The 13,391-nt window shown below is 64.3% G+C and carries 12 protein-coding genes; 3 read left to right on the forward strand and 9 right to left on the reverse strand.

Annotated elements, in window-relative coordinates:
- Positions 1–33: 33 nt before the first annotated feature.
- From BLT81_RS00935 to BLT81_RS12470, 7 genes are all read right to left on the reverse strand, one after another.
- The gene (locus tag BLT81_RS00935; RefSeq protein ID WP_081582829.1) at positions 34–1,089 is read right to left on the reverse strand and encodes an MFS transporter; all 1,056 of its coding nucleotides are present in this window, start codon (positions 1,087–1,089) and stop codon (positions 34–36) included.
- Positions 1,086–1,484 carry a DMT family transporter gene (locus BLT81_RS00940; protein ID WP_019193444.1) on the reverse strand — a complete coding sequence of 133 codons (399 nt, stop codon included), beginning with the start codon at positions 1,482–1,484 and terminating at the stop codon, positions 1,086–1,088. The genes BLT81_RS00935 and BLT81_RS00940 overlap by 4 nt, the downstream gene beginning before the upstream one ends.
- 30 nt (positions 1,485–1,514) lie before the next feature.
- Positions 1,515–1,835: a DMT family transporter gene (locus BLT81_RS00945; protein ID WP_019193443.1), complete on the reverse strand. Its 321-nt coding sequence runs from the start codon at positions 1,833–1,835 to the stop codon at positions 1,515–1,517.
- A 22-nt stretch (positions 1,836–1,857) separates the two neighbouring features.
- Positions 1,858–2,325 (reverse strand): nucleoside deaminase, encoded by a 468-nt coding sequence (locus BLT81_RS00950; protein WP_019193442.1) that lies wholly within the window; start codon positions 2,323–2,325, stop codon positions 1,858–1,860.
- Positions 2,326–2,343: 18 nt separating this feature from the next.
- Positions 2,344–2,931, reverse strand: coding sequence for a DsbA family oxidoreductase (locus tag BLT81_RS00955; protein ID WP_019193441.1), 588 nt, complete (start codon positions 2,929–2,931; stop codon positions 2,344–2,346).
- 71 nt (positions 2,932–3,002) lie between these two features.
- The gene (locus BLT81_RS00960; RefSeq protein WP_019193440.1) at positions 3,003–3,428 is read right to left on the reverse strand and encodes a MarR family winged helix-turn-helix transcriptional regulator; all 426 of its coding nucleotides are present in this window, start codon (positions 3,426–3,428) and stop codon (positions 3,003–3,005) included.
- A 600-nt stretch (positions 3,429–4,028) separates the two neighbouring features.
- Complete coding sequence (locus BLT81_RS12470; protein ID WP_155860778.1) at positions 4,029–4,274, reverse strand: hypothetical protein; 246 nt, start codon at positions 4,272–4,274, stop codon at positions 4,029–4,031.
- Positions 4,275–4,608: 334 nt separating this feature from the next.
- Here BLT81_RS12470 and BLT81_RS00965 point away from each other — a divergent pair, with 334 nt between their 5' ends.
- The 3 genes from BLT81_RS00965 (at position 4,609) to BLT81_RS13190 (ending at position 11,997) form a co-directional block, all read left to right on the forward strand.
- Positions 4,609–5,703 (forward strand): helicase C-terminal domain-containing protein, encoded by a 1,095-nt coding sequence (locus BLT81_RS00965; protein ID WP_196794456.1) that lies wholly within the window; start codon positions 4,609–4,611, stop codon positions 5,701–5,703.
- A gap of 248 nt (positions 5,704–5,951) precedes the next feature.
- On the forward strand, positions 5,952–11,000 hold the full coding sequence (locus BLT81_RS00970; protein WP_019193438.1) for an ATP-binding protein: 5,049 nt from the start codon (positions 5,952–5,954) through the stop codon (positions 10,998–11,000).
- A gap of 868 nt (positions 11,001–11,868) precedes the next feature.
- A complete protein-coding gene (locus BLT81_RS13190; RefSeq protein ID WP_269457057.1) occupies positions 11,869–11,997 on the forward strand; it encodes a hypothetical protein in 129 nt (42 codons plus the stop codon).
- Between the two features lie 7 nt (positions 11,998–12,004).
- Here the strand turns inward: BLT81_RS13190 and BLT81_RS13335 are convergent, their stop codons facing one another.
- Together BLT81_RS13335 and erm are read right to left on the reverse strand one after the other, a co-directional pair.
- On the reverse strand, positions 12,005–12,544 hold the full coding sequence (locus BLT81_RS13335; RefSeq protein ID WP_081582828.1) for a helix-turn-helix transcriptional regulator: 540 nt from the start codon (positions 12,542–12,544) through the stop codon (positions 12,005–12,007).
- Positions 12,454–13,281 carry a 23S ribosomal RNA methyltransferase Erm gene (gene erm / locus BLT81_RS00990; RefSeq protein ID WP_019193435.1) on the reverse strand — a complete coding sequence of 276 codons (828 nt, stop codon included), beginning with the start codon at positions 13,279–13,281 and terminating at the stop codon, positions 12,454–12,456. The genes BLT81_RS13335 and erm overlap by 91 nt, the downstream gene beginning before the upstream one ends.
- Positions 13,282–13,391 lie beyond the last annotated feature (110 nt).

Genomic DNA, 13,391 nt, shown 5'->3' on the forward strand with positions numbered 1-13,391 from the left:
TGGAGGTTGCGGAGTCCCTTGAATGCCGCCGCGCTAGGCGGAGAAATCGGTCCAGATTGTCGCAAGTGCGCCGAGCCCGAGCCCAATGTCAAAGCACATATTCCAGGCTGCGCTTGCCCTAGAGATAGCGGCCGTGGTGCCTGCCCGGTTCATCAGGATCGTGAGAGCAATGGTTTGTATGGCTCCTGAGGTGATCCCAACGACGATACTGAACGCAAGCTTCTGCCACGGCGCAGTGAAGGAGGCGAATGCGGCAGCTGCACCGACGAGCAGGGCGAGCATGGGGGCCCCTATATGAAATGGCGCCCATGTGTTCGTGGCCCATCCTCCGGTAAGGCGGCCGAATGCAAGAGAGACTTGGATTCCCAAGGTTGCGAGGACGAGTAGCCAGCTAGGTAGGCTCGTTCCGCCGGAGGATAGGCTGGTCAGCGCCGAGGCATACACCGTGACGGCAAGGAGGTTCCCACTGAGCGCGACGAGGGTCGTCCCGCTCTGGAAACCAAGTTTTGTTGACTCGGGGTCCTCGCTGAGCGTAACGCCGCCGGGGGTCTCGGGCACGGTCTGCGTCGGTGGTGCGGCAAAGACGGACCCGAACGCAAGTATGCCGCCTGCAACAGCGGTGCCCAAGACGCCGACTGACTGCGCGAGCCAGAGGCCGATGGGTGCACCAACCGCTCCGCCAATTGTCGCTCCGAAGCCGTACACACCTAGTGCCGTCCCCTGCAGTTCCGGTCTGGCGGTCTCTTTGGCCCAAGCGGTGCTCGCTACGACGAAGACGCCAAACCCAAGACCAAGCAGCGCCATTCCTAGCCAATGCCCAGCAGCGGGCAAGGCGAGGCTCCCTGCACCCATCGCTGCAAGTGCCGCTTTGACTATCCGTCCTCGCGTCGAGGCATACCGACTGAGAAGTGGCACGAACGGTTGTACGACAACGACGATAAGCATGACGATCCCTACACGCAGCTCGGCGCTGGGAGTGCTGGCTGCGAGGCTTGTAGGAGCGCTGGTGTAGAAGATATAGAAGGATGCGAACGCTCCTCCCGCCGCAGCGGCGACACGACGGGAGGAGCGCATCGGATGCGTGGTCATGGCTCGGCGTGGGTCGCTGCGTCAGTATCGGTCTTAAGCTTTGCGCTGTCGGCAAGTTTGAGCCACACGACTCCGGCGATGATGACTGCGAGCCAGATGGCCTTGGTGGTGGTGAAGGTCTCTTCGAAGAAGACGGGCCCGAGAACGGCTGATCCGACGGCTCCGATTCCGGCCCACACGGCGTAGCCGATGCCGACATCGATGCGCTTGAGTGCAACGCTGAGAAAGAACAGCGTGCACAGGAAGAAGACGAGCGCGACGAGAGACCACGTCAGGTTGGTGAAGCCCTGGCTGCCATTGACGCTGAGGGCGTAGCCGACCTCGAAGGCGCCTGCGAGCAGGAGCGCAGCCCAGGGCCCGGCGTTGCTAGTTTTGTCGGTGCTGGTGGTAGTCATGACGGATTCCCTTTCCAGTGATTGGGTGGATTAGGCGGTGCCGGCGAGGTTGAGGCCGACGACGCCGACGATGACGATCGCGATGCCGAGGAGCTTCTTCCAGGTGAGTCGCTGGTTGAGAAAGAGGGCACCGACGAGGACGATTCCGACCCCGGCGAGGGAGGTCCATAGGGCGTAGCCGACGCCGACGTCGAAGGTGAGCAGGGCGAGACTGAGGAAGAAGGTGGCGATGGCGCCGCTGATTAGGGTGGCGATCGTCCAGGGGACATTGCGGAAGCCCTGGGCCTTTCCGGCCGCGATGCCGACCGTGACTTCGAAGACGACGGCGATTGCTAGGTAGAGCCACTGCATGGCAAGGGTCCTTTCCGTTGGGTCAGATGCTGTGGAGAGTCAGGAAGCGGGTAAAAGGATCGGTGTCACCAGGAGCTCGCAGCGGGCGCATGTGGGTCTCACGGATCGTGTCGGTGATGCCGAACGCTGGATAGCTGCTGCGGTAGTCGAAGCCGAGTGCCGCGACCTCGTCGCGGGTGACGGCCACCCGAATGTCGGTGATTCCGGCGTCGAGGGCGTATCGGTAGCACATGCCGCACGGCTCACCGGTGGCCAGGAGGGTCGCCCCGCGAAGGTGGGAGCGCCCAGAAACGGTGAGGGCGTCACGGATAGCCACGATCTCGGCGTGAGCCGTTGGATCGCCCGTTTCATGGACGCGGTTGACGCCAAACTCCGAGATCACCCGGTCGCCGTCAACCACCACTCCCACGAACGGAATGCCGCCACTCTCGACATGGGCCAGCGCCGCAGCGACGGCCTGGGTCAGTACATCCTCCAGGTAGTCAGTCATCCGAGCCCCCGGATGTACTCACTGCGCAACGGCCTTCTTCAGTCGGGTTGCGCTAGGGACTCCTTGGAGGAGGGTGCCGTTGACCACGATGCCGGGCACCGCAGTTACGCCGACGGCTTTGGTGGCATGAGCTAGATCGGCGCGATGCTGTCGGAGCCGCTCCGGGCTGCTCATGGCGTTGCGGACCGAAGCGGCGTCCATGCACAGGGTTTCGGCGATGTCGACGATCACGTCCTCGTCGCCGATGTCGCGATCGTCCTGGAAGAAGGCTGCGAAAATGGCCCGCGAGTAGACCTCAGCAAGGCCTTGCTCCTGCGCGAGCTGCAGCACAAGGAACGCTTTTTCCGTACGAGGCTGCGGCGAGACACTGGGCAGTCGCACCGGGACCCCGACGCGCTCGGCCATCGGGTAGACAGCATCGCGCCACACGCGGGGTAGGTACTCATCCTCTGGGCGCAGCGTGGGGACCGGGTCCGGGCGCAGCTCGAACGGTCGCACCCGTACCTGCACATCGCGGTCACGCTTCAGTTCCTCGATGGCCGGTTCGACAAGGAAACAGAACGGGCAGACATAGTCGAGGTACACATCAATGGTGGGGGTAGACACGAATCTCTCCTTACTGTATGTGCATGCATCGAAATGGGTGGGGCCTGGGTTTGCTCGGGCAGGGGTTCGGGTCAGGAGGAGAAGTTGATGATCGCGCTGAAAGCGTGGCTTCTCGCGGTGTCGGTGGCAATTGTGCTGGCGAGCAGCGCCCCGAGGCGTTCGTTATAGGTTTCGGTAAGGTCGCGCACGAGTGCAAGGCCGGGCTCTGTGAGAACCGCATAAATGCCGCGGCCATCGTCGGGGCAGGTGTCGCGCACCACGAACCCCTTTGCTTCGAGGCGTGCTACAAGCCTGGTGGTGGAGCTCTGATTGAGCCCGACCTGTGTGGCCAGTTCGGTGATCCGCAGCTCATGATCTGGCGCCTCGCTGAGCAGCGACAGGGCGCGATAGTCGGTCAGCCCCAATCCGTGGCGCTGTGACAACCACTTGTTGAGTGTGGCCTCGATCTCGCCAACGGTGGTGACAACTGTGGCCCACGAAGCGCCTGGTTCCTGCATCGGCTCACCTCCTCCGCTGGTTTACATTCCTGCGCATGCATCTAGATTAGGCGGTTCCTCGCGCCGTGTCAACAGGCTGCGATGAATTTGGGGCGTGGTGGGGTCTAACGTGCCGCCTCGGCCTCACTGGTTCGCTCGGGACGGTCAGCCCGGAGGCATCGCGTGTCGTGGTCACCCATGCCTCATTTGGTCATGTCACCGTCACTGGTGTGTGAGGCCCGATCCGGCCTAGGGCCTTCATGTCTGTGGCAGGAGCGTGCAGGATGCGGCCGGCACCGGGTGGCTGATTAGCAACGCGATACTCCTGTTCGATAGGCAACCGTCGGCCGTAAGCTCCCGATCCAGACACATGTCGTGAGGGCGGCAGCCCCTGTGCTTGGAGTCAATCCTGCGCGCTCGCTGTCCCGCCGCGTCTCGGCTCTGGTGTATTGCGTCGAAGCCCCCGTCAGTATCAAGATCAAGCCCCTATACCACAACGACCAGAAAACCATCTTTTGTCGGCCCAGACCCAGCTCCATGAAGTCACCTCCGGGCACCAGGATCGCGTCATCTTCCGGAGCTGCCACGCCTCTTGCCGATCGAAGTCGGGAGGCTACCGACTCACCTGTGTGACGGCCAGGGGTCGGGCCCGGGGGTGTACGCGTCGAGGACGAACGAGGCGTACACCCATCCGACACGCGCGGGGATGTATGTGATATCCGCGACCTGCAGTCGGTTCGGCGCATCGACACAAAAGTCGCGCTTGACCACGTCGAATGGCCAGTTATCGGAGGCAGCGCTGCGGGTGGAAGGCTTTTTCTTCCGGCGCCGGATACCACGGATGCCGTGGATGCTGTCGAGTGCCATGAGGCGTGTTAGCGGTGCACCGGGCGAGGCGGCCCACATCGCCTCGGCGATTGACCTCGGCCCATAGTGTGCGCGCTCCAAAGCAGGAGTAGTTGTCGGTCGCGGATAGATCGAGATGATTCAGGCCAGGGGTGTGTAGGCGTAGTAGGTGCTCGGGGCGATTTTCGTGATGGGTTGCCGCCAAGGGAGCGAATAATCGGCTCGACGGGCCCGACCCCTGTCCGACGGATCGGCAGTGGGCGTGGGCGACACGATCATCACCTGTCACAATGACCGGCGGCTGCGGAACCGGCACGGTTGGGTCCGCAACGGCCAAACCTGCACCATCACCGCCGTGCGCGGCGATAGGTCGGTCACGATTCGTCCACCCGGGGCCCGGTTCGGCAACAGCATCGTCCTGCCCGCCGACTACGTGGCCGAGTACGTCGGCCTCGGCTACGCCGTCACCGCCCACCGCGCCCAAGGCATCACCACCGACACCGCCCACGTCCTCGCCGAACCCACCACCACGCGGGAGAACCTGTATGTGGCGATGACGCGCGGACGGGAATCGAACCGTGCCTACGTCATCCTTGACCGCCCTGACGATCACGCCACCGCGCATCCGGGCGACAATCCCGACGCCACCGCCCGCACGGTCCTCTACGGCGTGCTCCAGCACAGCGGTGCTGAGCTGTCGGCGCACGAGACCATCACCGCCGAGCAGGAGCGGTGGGGCTCGATCGCCCAACTTGCCGCCGAATACGAAACCATCGCCGCCGCAGCTCAACACGACCGCTGGGCTGCTCTCATCAAGAGCAGCGGCCTCACCACGGACCAGGCAGAAGCGGTCATCGACTCCGACGCCTTCGGCGCCCTCACGGCCGAGCTGCGGCGGGCCGAAGCCAACCACCACAACGTCGGGGCCCTCCTGCCACGCCTCATCCGGGCTCGCGGGTTCGCTGACGCCGACGACATCGCCTCGGTCATCCACCACCGAGTCGTTAACGCCACCGCCCGCCCTGCCACCTCTGGTCGGACGCGGCAGCGCCCTCGGCTCATCGCCGGCCTGATCCCCGAAGCCACCGGCCCCATGACCCCCGACATGCAACGGGCTCTGACCGAACGCCGACACCTCATCGAAACCCGAGCAGAAGCCGTCCTCGACACCGCCCTCCATACCCACGAACCATGGGTTACAGCACTCGGCCCGACACCCGCCAGCGGGCGGGAGCGGCAGCAATGGCGACGCCGCGCGCTCGTCGTCGCCGCCTACCGAGACCGCTACCAGATCACCGACTCGGCCCCGCTCGGCGCCCAGCCCGAAGGCACAGCGCAGAGGATCGACCGCGCCCGCGCAGAAACCGCGCTCCGAACGCTGACCCGCCCGACCTTCGACGACGAGCGCCGGCGGCCCGCCAATCAGGCGACGCAGCACCTCGACCTGTAATCACGAGGCATTTGAAGTGGGGGTCTCTCAGGCGCCAAGGCGGCGACCGTGCGTGAACGTCGAGGCTGGACAGCACGGCTTGGGATTGCTTGCGGCGGGCTCGTCAGATGGCCAGGGCCGGGCCGCCCAACGCGGCGACTGCGCTTCTCAACCGCACCTACGCCGTCACTCCAGTTCTTCCCAGAGGCCAGTCGCAGACTGCCTCGTCGGCGGCTGGCGTTTGTATCCGGCAGAAATATCCTTGAGTCATGACGACAGATCGTGCGGCGAGTTCCTACTCCACGGGTGGTGGAGGCGTCGTCCTGGAGCACCGCTACGCTGCGACGCTCCTCGCGCGATTGCTCGTCGGAGCCCCTTGCGCAGAGATCGGCGACAACATCGAACTGATCAAGGTACGCCTTCAGGCGAGTGACGTCAGCGCCGTTGACGACATCGTCCTCGATGGTAAAGCGCCCGACGGGGCGCTCCATCGAGCCTCTATCGGAGTTCGTCGTGATCCAGCCCTCAACTCCAGCGACACAGCCTCAGTTCCTCTCATTCGCGCCTTCTTGGCGGTTGTCACGGAGCACTGGGACGAAGTGTCAGCTGGGCGATGGTCGCTGGTGCTGGCGGTGGCCGGGTCGAGACAGGCGTTCGGGCAGGTAGCGGCGCTCTCGGTGATTGCCCGGTCGGTTTCCAACGCCGACGACTTCGACGCCGCCGTGAATCGCACCGGAGCCGCCAACGCTGGTACACGGCAACGCCTGGCGCACCTGAAGGAGCTGGTTGTCGCCGCCGCAGCCGAGGGCATCGACCGAGCCGACCTCGGCGCGGACGAGCTCGTTTGGAGACTGCTGTCGAGCCTGTCCGTTCGCACCTTGAGGCTTGAAGGAACCGACACATCTGACCGATCGTCTGCTGTCGCAGTCCTCCAGGGGGCCGTCCTTAATGGAACGTCGGCAACGGCGGAGGCCGTACTGCACCGGCTTGCTGAACTCGTCGACGAGTACGCCCCGTCTGGCGCGCAGGTGACGGGTGCGATGTTGCGCCGCCGCCTTACTACCTATCCGCTGAAGCAGTTCGGGCCTCACCAACGCGCCTGGGCGATCGTCGAACGACTCGATGGTCTCCTACGCCAGCAGACCCGTTCGACCATTTCTGCTGGGACCGAGTCGGTTCATCTTCAGCGCGACGAAGCTGTCGAAGCGCTCCGGCGGTCGATGGAGGCCTGCGCCGATGCAGGCGGGCTGCTCATAGTGACGGGCGAGCCAGACGTCGGCAAGTCTGCGCTCTCGGTCGCAGTCGGGGACTTGCTGCGCGCCAACGGAGCGTTCGTCGCGGGTATGAGCCTCCGAGACGTTCGCGGCAGTGTCCTTGAGTTCGAGGGTCAACTCGGCGGAGTGGCTCTGGCCGACCTTTTCGGCGGCGCGCCGACCGCCACGGCGCGGCTGCTCGTGGTCGACGGGTGCGAAGCAGTCTTGGAGGGCCACGAGTCGCTCTTCACGGAGCTGGCTGCGTCCGCAATGAAACAATCCATCGGCGTCGTGGCAGTGACGCGGTCCGACGGGGCGAAGTTCGTGGAGGCTGTATTGCAGCGGGTGGCCGATACGGTGGATCCCCTGCAGAAGGTGCAGACCCATGTGGTCCAGGAACTCACCCAGGCAGAACGCGCGCTCCTCGCCGAACGCATCCCCGGGCTAACCCGAGTCAACGAAAACGCCAAATCCAACTGGTTGCTTGGGCGCCCGGGGCTGGTTGACGCCTTACTGCGTTCCGGCCGGCCCATCGAGCCCGATCGTCTCCTCTGCGAGGCGGACGTCTACGTCGCCGTTTGGAACGGCCTCGTGCTCCGCGATGGGACGCATAGACCGGGTACTGCGCCGCCCGAGGAGCGCGAAGACGCAACCCTCACGGTCGCTCGGCGGCGTCTCGGCGCGCAGGAGGCAAATCCTACTTCCGCCGCCGTCAGGGAGCTGCGTTCCGACGGGGTCTTCCGTGCCGACGCAAACCCTGCCCTCTCTCAAGGGCCTGACTTCTCGACAGACCTGTACCGCGACTTCGCGTTATGCAGACTCTTCCTGAAAGTCGGGTGGACGCCACTCACCGAGAACGCGGCTCCCCGCTGGACCATTCGGGCAGCGAGGTTGGCGTGCGAAGCGCGCCTGGCGAACCTAGGTGATCGAACACGCCGTCAGGTCTGGGATGAGCTGGCCGAGGAGTTCAACGCCATAGCCGCTGGCGAAGGGATCCGATGGAGAGAGGTCCCCGTCGAAGCCCTCCTAACCGTCGGCGATGCACGCCAAGCGATCGGGGAGCTCTGGGACGTACTCCAACGAGGAGAGGATCTCGACGCGCTGTTGCGCCTCGCGGCTTCGCGATATGGAGGCGTGTTCGGTGACCGGTTCGCATTGGCTCCCATTGTTGAGGTTGCCTTCTGCGAAGGTAGAGACCTCGGGCGGCCGCAGGCTGGCACGCGCGACACTCAGCACAAACGTGTCCAGGAACTGGTACTCGCGTGGTTGCGCGGCATGGCTCACGCCGGCACAGGTCCTGACCCTCTCCGTCAGCGAGTGCGTGAAACGATCCTCGGACAGGACCGGCCCCTGTATGACGAGTTCGCAATCCAAGCTCTAGCCGCACTGGGTGAAGATCTCAACGATGCCGCTGCCTCGTGGCTGCGCACAGTCGCGCGCGAGCGGCCGAATTCACTTCACGAGATCCCCGAGTCACCGTCCTCGGCGCTCGCTTTGGCGTCAATCGACCCCGACCTCCTCCTTGAACTCACCGAGGCCTACTACATCGAGCAGCCCCAACCAGAAGACACTGAACTCGGGTGGGCCGGTCTGAGGGGCCGCAGCCATCTCGACGACGGGATCCGCGACTTCGGACATGGCAACAAATTCGGGTTCGGGCCGCCTAGCGCCGCCTGGTACTTCGGGCCCTTCTTCAGGCTGCTGAACCTAAGGCCGCTCAAGACCATCGCGTTCATAAACCGGATGCTCAACCAGGCGGCTTTCTATCGCGTCACAGACGAGACTCAGACTCTGACCTCCGGCGTTGACTGGAGCAGCTATCCGGGCGCGTCGCTGCATCTGACTGCCAAGAGCGGGCAGCGGCATTACGTCGGAGACTCCCACGTGTGGAGTTGGTACCGCGGCACCAGTGTCGGTCCCTACTCGTGCATGAGCGCCCTCCTTGCGCTCGAACGCTTCATCGACCACTTGCACAGCGAAGCTGAGATCCCGTTGGCCACCATCGTCGATCTCCTCCTGGAGGACTGCCACAATCTCGCGATTCCCGGGCTGCTCCACGGGTTCTTGACCCGACACCTCGACGAGGTGGGAGACCTCCTCGACCCGTTTCTCGCCGACGTGACCGTCTGGCACTTGGAGATTGGGCGCGTGACGACTGAAGGGGCGTTCACCGTGCGAGACCGTGACGCCGACATGCTGGTAGGCCAAGACAAGCGCAGATACTCGCCTCACGAAACTGTCGGCTGGATGGTCGTCAACGCACGCGCGGCCGGCAACCAGGCACGTCTCGACCAACTTCGCGCAGTCGGCTCAAGACTACTGGAGTCGGCTCAACGGAATGTTGACGCCGAACAAACAGTGGCATCGGAACCAGACCCTGCCGAGGCAGCTCTGACGAGAGAAGGACCGGAGCAGTACCTGGCAATGATCGGCAGCTGGGCTGCGGAGTTCAGCGCCGAGAACTACGAGGCATCGGTCGTCGACGGCGGCGTCGTCGTTCAGTTCGGGCGTCCGGCAGAACTCGAAGCTGCACTAGCGCCAAGCAACGCCGAGATCAAGGCTACGCAGGCGTTCTTGCGGCTGCAGGTCGCATACGCGTTGAAGAACGAGACACCTGAGGCATGGCCGGTTGACTCGATCACTGCGGACATTGCCGAGGCGAGACGTCTCATGGATGAGAGCTCGTCCGCGATGCTTAACCGGCACGAAAACCCCGTCGTGGCGGTCGCGGCCGCAGGCCTGCGCGCGCACGCTCTGGGCCTCGCGACACTAGAACTGACCGAGTTGGACTGGGCGGTCGACATAGTTCTCACTGCAGCTGAAGAGCCATGGATAGATAGTTTCAGCTCCTCCTCCAGTCTCTTCTCCATGGGAGCCGACCGTGCCGCGGCCATCGCGGTGCCGCTTCTACTCCTGCCGGTCTTCGAGCACCTGGACGTGGACGCCGGTCGCCTTCAACGAGCCTTAGTCTCGTTGGCGACAAGCGTCTACGACGAGGTTCGCACCGCCTTCGCGAAAGGGACAGCGCCTGTCTGGGCAGCAGACTGCGCCACCAGCGAGGGGACGGTTTGCACGAGACACGAGCCGCTATGGGAGGCCATCCAGGCCTGCGTTTCGACCGTTCGCCTAGGGCCGTGGGAGTACGAAACGCAACGCCGACAACCTATTCCACTTGAGGGTCCCTTTGAGCAGACACTACTGACAGTCCCCGGCGACGAACTCTTGGTTAACCGTCTCCGCATGCCAGTGGTCTGCAACCACGCCGCGCTTTCGTCCCAATGCACGGCTGCACGCGCGGAACTCCTCGCTAACCCGCTTTGGGACGCTCACCTGCGAGCCCTTGATCACGCCTGGCGCGGGAACTGCGACCACCTGGGCGAACGCCATCACGAGCTCGTCGCACGCCTGTTCATCCAGCTTGCAACCGAAGGAGACAGGGAAGCGCTGAACGCGCACCTCCGCCTTTTCGCGTCGAACGCACACGCTCTTCATCTGTTGCTTCACAGCTTCGCAACCGCGTTCAGCTACGACGACGAACTGCGCCCCCTGCTCGCCGAGTTCTGGCCGCCATTAATGGCGACGGTTCTCGACGAGATCGACTCAGACACGAGCCTGATCGACGACTCCACCTCGTGGCACGACTACGCGATCTCCGCACTACTTCCTGTACCGCAGATCAAGCCGGAAGACCTTGACCCCGATGCAACGCTGAACAGCTGCAGAGCTTCTTGGGCACCGCCCGACGCCTTCGAAGGGGTGGTCGATCGATGGCTGGCCATTGGGAAGGGCGAGCCGAAGTGCGCCGAGGCCGTGGCGCAGTTCGCCCGGACGGCCCCGACCAGTTGGCAGGCAACAACCGGACTCGTCTGGTTGGAGAGCGTGCTTCACGGAAGGTTCGGCGCGTTCGCAAACCGCATATGGTTCGTGACCAACTGGCTAGAGGAGCTACGCGCCTCCGCAGCTGTGGTGGGCCCGCCGCTCGCCCGCTACCGCCGTATCGTGGACGGACTCGCCGCGGCTGGCGATTCGGCGTCGGTAGTGCTCCAACAGCTTGAAGAGAGTTAGTCGCTTATCCGGTGGCGGCGCCTCATCCCGACTGAAAAGGCCGTGGGAGCTGAGCCATCCCGCTGCGCGTCAATGATGGCCTTGCTGGGCCTTCGAGCCTGTTCCACGGCAGTGCGTGTGGCGCATTGTGACGTCAGCGATGATCAAGTGTTTGCGGACTGTCCCCGCCGTGTAACCGAACCTGTCGCCCACGCGTTCCAGTGAAGCCCCTTGCTCATACATGGCACGCATCAGCCGAATCTTGCTGGTCGATGGTGAGTGGTTGCGGAGGATGACACCGCGTTCTCGCAGGAGGCGAGCGAGTCGCTCGTGTCCAAGGCCGACCTCTCGGGCCACGGCTTTGAGGGACCCGCCGGCAGCGTAGGCGGCTTCCGCTCGTTGAAGAAGGCCTTCGGATGCCCGCGGTGACCGCCGCGGTTGGCGTCTCCGGCGCTGCGGTCCGTGCCGTCGAGCGCGGATCGACTGGTGTACTCGCACCATCTGTATCACCGGCGGGGCAAGTTTCGACAAGCCTCCCGCCAGGTCCACGTAAGATGGGAGAAACACACCTGCCCCGCCTGATGGCGGGGCAGGTGTGTTTCTGCGGTGATTTTGGTTGGGGCGCCGATGCAGGGGTGGGCGGTGGTGGCGTTGTGTTCGTAGGTTCCGTTATGCGTGGATGTCGAGTGGGAACGTGTCGCCGTGGGGGGACCCGGACGAGTTTGAGGTGTTCGGCTTCGAACCAGCCTCGACGGCTGGTCAGGAGGTCGCGTTCGTCCTTGGTCGACCTTCTTGATGAAACGTATGGGGGAGGACCTTCGGTGCCTACTCGGCGATCGACACCTATCGGCTGTCCTACCTAGTGATCGGCGCCTCCCTGACCGCTCCGATGGCGCCTGATGAGAAGCGCGTCGCCATCGCCCCTGAGCGAGCCCTGACATATGCGCCGCTCCACGCGACGCACCGCATCATGCCGCACGAGATCCTCGCCGACGGCATCGCGGCGCTCCTGTCGTGAGGGGACCTTATGATTCGGGGCTGCCCTGTGCTGCTGATGGCCGTCGGCTTGTACGCGTGAGAGATCGCCCAATCGCAGTGCGCCGATAATTGGAAGGACTCATCCCGACGATGTTGTTGAACTGCCGTGCGGCATGACCACGGCTATGCCACCCGACGCGTGTCATGGCGACATTGACTGGGAGGTCGGTCTCGACCAAGAGCTCGGCCAGCCGGTGGGCCCGAACATGAGCGAGGTACCGCATGGGCGGCATCCCGAATCTCTGTGTGAACGCCCTGCCCAGCTGTGACACGGACAGATGGACCAGCGCGGCAAGGTCGCGGAGCATCCAATCCTGTTCTGGAGCTTCCACGAGTAGTCGTGCTGCCAGTTCTGTCGCTGTTTCACCGCAACGTTGCTTCGCGCCACGACTAACTACTGGCGTATAGGAGCAGCCACTGTGCGGCGCTGGGATGTTCATCGACTGCGCCTCCTCGACGTCGTCCGCTGCGTCTGCGCACGGCGTGGCGGCGGCGAAGAACCGGTGGTTTTGAACAAGTCCACCCATGCCTCGACGGGCATGTCCTTCGGCAGCCCGGCAGCCGACACGCCGTGGCGTGTCAGCCACGCTTGTGCGGTCGGTGGTGACCCGAGTGAGGTGGTGCGCGCGAGGATCTGGGCGAGCCCGCGGCCGGGGCCGGTGTAGACGCGGTGCACCAAGGCGCGGAACCGGCGTTGCTGTGCCGGGGACAGCAGCGGCTGTTCGCGACGGTGAATGGTGAGGATTCCGCCGTCGACCCCCGGCCGTGGGGTAAACGCACGAGCGGGAACGCGACTGTGCAAAGCAAACTCGAACCAGGGTGACCATTGCGCGGTCATCATCGTTGTGCCGCCAACGCCAGCTCTGCGCCTCGCAACCTCCCACTGCACCAGCACGATCGCATCAGTCCATGCCGGGGCGTGCAGGATGCGTCGAAGAATGGCCGTGGTCTGGTGAAATGGCAGGTTGCCGACGATCACATGGGGAGAGGAGGGGAGCCGATAGGTCAGGAAGTCGTCGGCGACGACCTCCACATGCGACGGAAGACGCTGGGCCAAGCGCCGGGCGAGCCGGGTGTCGATTTCGACGGCTGTCACCGGTCGCCCAAGCTTGACCAGCGGGGTGGTGAGTGCTCCGTCGCCAGGACCGATCTCGATGATCGGGCCATCGGTGACGGTCACGAGCCGTGTGATTGTGGCGATGGCGGATGGGTCTGTCAGGAAGTTCTGGCCGTGCTCATGACGGCCACCTCGATAGGTAGGCACTGTTTGCTCCTTAGTTGTTGCGGAGCCGGGCACGCTGAGAGGGCCGCCCGGCCGTGATTACCGGGGGCGGGAGCAACAACCTGTCGAGAGTGCTCGCCGCCGTTAGCGGC

Source organism: Corynebacterium timonense (genome assembly GCF_900105305.1).
GTDB classification, from domain to species: Bacteria; Actinomycetota; Actinomycetes; order Mycobacteriales; family Mycobacteriaceae; genus Corynebacterium; species Corynebacterium timonense.